Source organism: Cupriavidus sp. 05N40 (assembly GCF_056397305.1).
The window spans coordinates 1-6,234 of record NZ_JBFTND010000162.1 but is presented as its reverse complement, the minus strand read 5'-3'; the positions used below and the strand labels follow the sequence as shown (position 1 = coordinate 6,234).

The following is a 6,234-nucleotide window of genomic DNA, read 5'->3' as shown; positions in this document are numbered from 1 at the left end:
CCCGCGCCGAGGGCAGCAGTCTGRCACAGACCGGCCCCGCGCGCGAGCCCTGCCTAGGCGATGACCGCTACCCCGTCCGCCGCCCGCACGCCCTGCCCCGCCGGCAGCACGAACACCGGGTTGATCTCCGCCTCGACCAGCCGCTCGCCCATCGCGGCCGCCATGCGCGAGAAAGCCACGATCGCATCGGCCAGCGCCCCCACATCCGCCTTGGGGCGTCCGCGATAGCCGTCCAGCAATGGCCACGTCTTCAGCTCGCGCGCCATGGCGGCCGCTTCTTCGTGCGACAGCGCCCCGCCCGGCGGCAGCAGGCGCATGGTGGTGTCCTGGAACAGTTCGGCCGTGACGCCGCCCATGCCGAGCAGGACCGCCGTGCCGAGCGGGTCCCGGTGCAGGCCCAGGATCATCTCGACGCCGCCGCCCACCATCTCCTGCACCAGGAAGCGGTCCGGCGCCTTGCCGGTGTGGCGAGCCACCTCGGCGCGCATCGTCGCCAGGCGCGCCGGCACATCCGCCGGCGCCACGTTGACCGCCACGCCGCCGACATCGCTCTTGTGCGTGATCTCCGTCGACAGGATCTTCAGCACCACGCGCTCGCCCAGCGCGCGCGCCGCGGCCTGCGCCTGCTCGCCGTCCTGCACGATGGTCTCGCGCACCGATGGCAGGCCGAAGCGGGCAAACAGCGCCTTGGCACCAGCCTCGTCGAGCGCGCCGGACGGCACGTCGGCGGTATCGACTGCGGCGCCCGGAGGGGGCGGCGTCTTCGCCCCGTCCGACACGCCCTGCAGCTGCCCCGCGCCGAGCATCGCCGCGAACGCCACCGCACAGCTTTCCGGCGCGCTGAAGGCCGGCACGCCGCGCTGGTTCAGCACCGCGGCGACCTGCGGCGCATGCGGGCTCACATAGGCCAGCACCGGCTTGTCGCTGCCCGGCAGGCAGTCGCGGATCGCATCGGCCATCAGGCCGGGCATGGCGAGGCCGGAGGAGCCGACGATGACCGCCACGGCGTCATAGCCCGGGCTGTCGAGCAACGTGCGGATGGCCGCGCGCAGCAGGTCCGGCTGCAGGCCTGCCAGCGTGACATCGATGGGATTGCGGTCCAGCGCGGCGTGATCGCCCTTCTGCAGCGCGCGCAGCGCTGCCGCGGTGGCCTCGTCCGGCGGCGGCGTCTCGAAGCCAGACACGCCCAGGCTGTCCGAGACCAGCGTGCCGGCGCCGCCGGTCGAGGTCAGCACGGCCACGCGCTTGCCGCGCAGCACCCGGCCCGTGGCCAGCGCGGCGGGAATATCGAGCAGGTCGGCAAAGGACTGCGCGCGGATCACGCCGACCTGGCGGAACAGCGCGTCATACATCCTGTCCGCGCCCGCCATGGCCCCCGTATGCGAGACGGCCGCGCGCGCACCCGCCTCGGAGCGGCCGATCTTGAACGCCACCACCGGCTTGCCGGCTGCCGCGGCCTTGAGCGCCGCGGCGCGGAAGCGCGCGGGGTCGCGCACGCTCTCCACGTACAGCGCAATCACGCGRGTGGCATCGTCGTCGGCCAGGTAGTCGATGAAGTCAGCCAGGTCGAGATCGGCCTCGTTGCTGGTGGAGACCAGCTTGGACAGGCCGATGCCGCGCGCCGCGGCGCGCGACAGCAAGGCGCCGAGAATGCCGCCGCTCTGCGACACCACGCCGATGCTGCCAGCGGGAAAGTGCTCCATCTCCAGCGCACCGCTGGCCGACAGCGGAATGCTGTCGGTCAGGTTGACCAGCCCGATCGTGTTGGGCCCGAGCAGGCGCATGCTGCCCGCCGCCTCGAGCAGCTCGGCCTGGCGGCGCGCGCCCTCGGCGCCGGTCTCYGTATAGCCGCTGGCGAGCACGATCGCGGCCCCGGTGCCGCGCTCGGCCAGCTCGCGCACGGCCTGGTGCGCGCGCTCCGCGCCGAGCAGCACGATGCCGACATCGGGCACCTCGGGCAGGGAACGGATGTCCGGGTAGCAGCGGATGCCGTCGATGGCATCCACCTTCGGGTTGACCGGATAGATCGCGCCGCTGAAGCCGTGCCGCGTCAGGTACGACACCGGCCGCCCCGAGGTCTTGGCCGGATCGGCGGAGGCACCGATGACGGCCACGCTGCGCGGCTTGAGCAGCCGCGCGATGGCGGCCGAGGTGGAGACGGCCGGTGCGCCGGGAACATGGGTCAGGTCGGCTGCCATGATGTCAGGCCTTGGCCGCGGTCTTGTTCAGGAACGCCAGCACGGACTCGCGATGCTCGGTGCTGGTGTAGCAGATGCCCTGCGCCTGGCTGCCCTGCGCGAAAACCTGGTCGGCCGGCAGTTCGAAGCTCTGGTTCAGGATGGACTTGCCGAGCGCCAGCGCCGTGGGCGAGCCGTGGCTCAGCTCGGCCGCCCAGCCGCATGCGTCCGACAGCAGGGCTTCCGGTGCGCTCAGGCGATCGGCGATGCCCAGTTGCAGCGCTTCGGCCGCGTCCACCTTGCGCCCGCTGAAGATCAGCTCCTTTGCCTTGGAAAGGCCCGTGCGGCGCGGCAGGAAGTACATGCCGCCGCCATCGGGGATCAGCCCGCGGTGGATGTAGGACCAGGCAAAGCTGGCGCCCTCGGCGGYGATCACGAAATCGCAGGCCATGGCCATGTCGGCACCGAGCCCGGCCGCCGAGCCGTTGACGGCGGCAATGGTGGGCTTGGGCATGTCGTGCAGCAGCGCCACCGAGTGGTGCACGCGTTGCTGGCGTGCCCAGCCGTTGAAACCAACCTCGCCCTGCGGCGCGTCCATGCGCTTTTGCATGCCCGCCACGTCGCCGCCGGCGCAGAAGCCCTTGCCGCTGCCGGTCAGTACCAGCGCGCGGATCGCGCGGTCGGCGCCGACGCGTTCCAGCGCGTCGATCAGTTCGGTGCGCATGTCATCGGTGATGGCGTTGCGCTTGTCCGGGCGGTTGAGGGTCAGCACGGCGATGCCGTCGCGCGTATCCAGCTGGATGAAGGAATAGTCGTTCATGGTCTGTCTCTTTGTGTATTCGCCGGTCCCCGCCGCCTGCGAGCGAGCGGGCGAGCGCGGCGGCTGCCGGCAATGCTTCGGGATGGCTTAGTTCAGTGTGATGTTTGCGTCTTTGACGACCTTGCTCCAGCGCACCTGCTCGCCATGCACATAGCGCCCGAACTCCTCCGGCGTGCCGGGGCTGACGATCAGCCCCTCTGACTCGGCGCGCTTGCGGAAGGCTTCGGTGGTCACGGCTTTCTTCGCCGCCGCGTTCAGGCGAGCGATCACCGGAGCCGGGGTGCCGGCCGGGACGAACAGCCCGTACCAGCTCTCGGCCACGTAGCCGGGCACGCCGCTCTCGGCGATGGTCGGCACCTTGGCCAGGTCGGGGCTGGCCGAGCGTTGCGCGCTGGTGACCGCGAGCGCGCGCAGCTTGCCGGATTCCAGCAGGTTGCCGACAGCGGAGGCGGTGGCGAACATCAGGTCGACCTGGCCACCGAGCAGGTCGGTGATGGCCGGGCCCGCGCCGCGGTAGGGAATGTGGTTGAGATCGACCTTGGCCAGGCTCTTGAACAACTCTCCTGCCAGGTGCGCAGAAGTGCCCGGCCCCTGCGAGGCGAAGGAGATCTTGCCGGGCCTGGCGCGCGCGGCGCTGATCAGGTCCTGTACCGTCTTGTAGGGACTGTCCGGGCGCACCACCAGCACATTGGGCGAGCGGCCGACCAGCACCACCGGCGAGAACGCCTTGTCGGTGGCATACGGCAACTTGGGTTGCAGGCTCGGGTTGACTGCGTGCGCGAACGTGGCCATGACCAGCGTATAGCCGTCGGGCGCGCTCTTGGCCACGTTGTCGGTACCGATGATGGTGCCGCCGCCGGGCTTGTTGTCGACCACCACCGGCTGGCCCAGGTCCTGCGACATGGCCACGCCCATGGTGCGCGCGATCAGGTCCGTGCCGCCGCCCGGCGAGAACGGCACCACGATACGGATTGGCTTTTCGGGGAAGGCCGCCATGGCGGCGGCCGGCAGGCACGCGGTAGTGCCGAGGGCCAGGCTGGCCCACAGCAGCGCCAGTCTCCTGGCGGCGCGAAGCGGAAGGGAATGCACTGTCGTCTCCTTGGAATCCGGTGCGCCGCGGACAACTGCCGCGACGCACCGCTTGTTGGAGACGAGAATAGGCCCGCGCCAGCCGATTTGCAGCCCTTCAATTCCACAGACCGGAATTGAATCGGCGGCGGCCGGACGTGCCGGTCAGTCGTTCACGGTCAGTCGCTCATCTTGGCGCGATCCGTCGACATCTGCATGGGCATCATGTTGACGTTGGCGTTATGCATGACCCACAGTGAACCCGCCACGATGATGGCGATCAGCAGCGCGCTGCAGATGAAGATCGCGGTGTTCTGGCGCTGGTCGCGCGCGGTGCCGATGTGCAGGAAGAACACCAGCTGCACCAGCAACTGCGCCACGCACAGCCCGACGATGGCCGCCAGCCCCATGTGCCTGGGCACCACTTCCAGCATCACGGCGCCAAAGGAGGCGAACGTCAGCAGCACCGAAAGCACGAAACCGACCACATAGCCCTTGAAGCTGCCGTGCGCGGCATCGGCGGCGCCGGCCGCGTGAAGGTGATTTGTCTTCATACGAACTCACGCAGGTAAACGAAGGTAAAGACGCAGATCCAGATCAGGTCCAGGAAGTGCCAGAACATGCTCAAGCAGTTGAGCCGGCGGCTGGTGATGCCGTCCAGCCCGAAGCGCTTGAGCTGGTGCATCATCACGGCGATCCACACCAGGCCGCATGTCACGTGCAGCCCGTGCGTGCCCACCAGCGTGAAGTACGAGGACAGGAACGCGCTGACGCCGGGCCCCGCGCCCTTGTGCAGCAGCTCGGCGAATTCGTACACCTCCATCGCGATGAAGGCGGCGCCGAGCAGGAAGGTCACGCCCAGCCAGCGCACCACCAGGTGGCTGCGGCCGGACTGCATGTACAGCATCGCCACGCCGAAGGTGAAGCTGCTGAGCAGCAGCAGCATGGTCTCGCCCAGCACGAAAGGCAGCTCGAACAGCTCGCGCCCGCTCGGCCCCCCGGCGGTATTGCCGACCAGCACGCCGAACGTGGCGAACAGCACGGCGAAGATCAGGCAGTCGCTCATCAGGTAGATCCAGAACCCGAGGGTGGTCTTGGATCCGTCGTCGTGATGATGCTCGTGGGCGTGCTCGTGCCCGGCATGCCCGGCGTGTCCATGCGCATGCGCGTGGGCAGTCATCGTGTTGCTCATGATTTACGCCGCCTCCTGCAGCTTCGCATAGCGCGTGTTTTCGATGCGCTCGACTTCCGCCGCGGGGACGAAGTAGTCCACGTCGCGGTTATAGGTGCGCGCGATAAAGGTGCCGATCACGCCGGCCAGCGAGACGATCGCGACCAGCCACATATGCCAGACCAGCGCGAAGCACAGCACCAGGCTGAAGCCCGAGATGATCACGCCCGCGCCGGTGTTCTTCGGCATGTGGATGGCCTCGTAGCGCGCGGGCTGCACGTAGGCGCGGCCGCTCTCCTTGTCGTCCCAGTGCTGCTCGAGAGACGTGATGTGCGGCACGTGGGCGAAGTTGTAGAACGGCGCCGGCGAAGCGGTGGCCCATTCCAGGCTGCGGCCGTCCCACGGATCGCCGGTGGGGTCCATGTTCTGCTTGCGGTCGCGCACGCTGACGAAGAGCTGGATCAGCAGCGCCACGATGCCGGCCCCGATGATCACCGCGCCGCACAGCGCCACCACCAGGTACGGGTGCCAGTCCACGTTGGCGTAGTGGTTCATCCGGCGCGTCATGCCCTTGAAGCCGAGCACATAGAGCGGCATGAAGGCGAGGTAGAAGCCCACCAGCCAGCACCAGAAGGAAATCTTGCCCCAGCGCTCGTTGAGCGTGAAACCGAACACCTTGGGGAACCAGAAGCTCATTGCCGCCAGGCAGCCGAAGATCACGCCGCCGATGATGACGTTGTGGAAGTGGGCCACCAGGAACAGGCTGTTGTGCAGCACGAAGTCCGCGCCCGGCACCGCCAGCAACACGCCGGTCATGCCGCCCACCGCGAAGGTGACCATGAAGCCGATGGTCCACAGCGTGGACGAGTGGTAGCGGATACGCCCGCGGTACATCGTGAACAGCCAGTTGAACAGCTTCACCCCGGTCGGGATGGAGATGATCGAAGTCATGATGCCGAAGAAGGCATTGACGTTGGCGCCCGAGCCCATGGTGAAGA

The 6,234-nt window shown here is 68.6% G+C and carries 6 protein-coding genes; all 6 read right to left on the bottom strand.

What is annotated here, in order from left to right; genetic code table 11:
- Positions 1-53: 53 nt before the first annotated feature.
- Entirely contained in the window at positions 54-2,198 is a 2,145-nt protein-coding gene (locus tag AC1DO7_RS29365; protein WP_441622820.1) for an acetate--CoA ligase family protein, read from the bottom strand.
- A 4-nt stretch (positions 2,199-2,202) separates the two neighbouring features.
- The gene (locus tag AC1DO7_RS29360) at positions 2,203-2,997 is read right to left on the bottom strand and encodes an enoyl-CoA hydratase/isomerase family protein (protein WP_477116877.1); all 795 of its coding nucleotides are present in this window, start codon (positions 2,995-2,997) and stop codon (positions 2,203-2,205) included.
- A gap of 87 nt (positions 2,998-3,084) precedes the next feature.
- Complete coding sequence (locus AC1DO7_RS29355) at positions 3,085-4,086, bottom strand: tripartite tricarboxylate transporter substrate binding protein (RefSeq protein ID WP_441622824.1); 1,002 nt, start codon at positions 4,084-4,086, stop codon at positions 3,085-3,087.
- A gap of 158 nt (positions 4,087-4,244) precedes the next feature.
- Positions 4,245-4,619, bottom strand: coding sequence for a cytochrome o ubiquinol oxidase subunit IV (cyoD, locus tag AC1DO7_RS29350; RefSeq protein WP_441622826.1), 375 nt, complete (start codon positions 4,617-4,619; stop codon positions 4,245-4,247).
- A complete protein-coding gene (cyoC, locus tag AC1DO7_RS29345; protein ID WP_441622828.1) occupies positions 4,616-5,257 on the bottom strand; it encodes a cytochrome o ubiquinol oxidase subunit III in 642 nt (213 codons plus the stop codon). The genes cyoD and cyoC overlap by 4 nt, the downstream gene beginning before the upstream one ends.
- A 3-nt stretch (positions 5,258-5,260) precedes the next feature.
- Positions 5,261-6,234, bottom strand: a 974-nt coding sequence (locus tag AC1DO7_RS29340; protein WP_477116876.1) for a cbb3-type cytochrome c oxidase subunit I, incomplete at its 5' end; no start/stop codon positions are given.

Bases quoted from the DNA above. Each gene is read 5' to 3' on its own strand.
- cyoC (WP_441622828.1), bottom strand. From the start codon at position 5,257: ATGAGCAACACGATGACTGCCCACGCGCATGCGCATGGACACGCCGGG.
- cyoD (WP_441622826.1), bottom strand. From the start codon at position 4,619: ATGAAGACAAATCACCTTCACGCGGCCGGCGCCGCCGATGCCGCGCAC.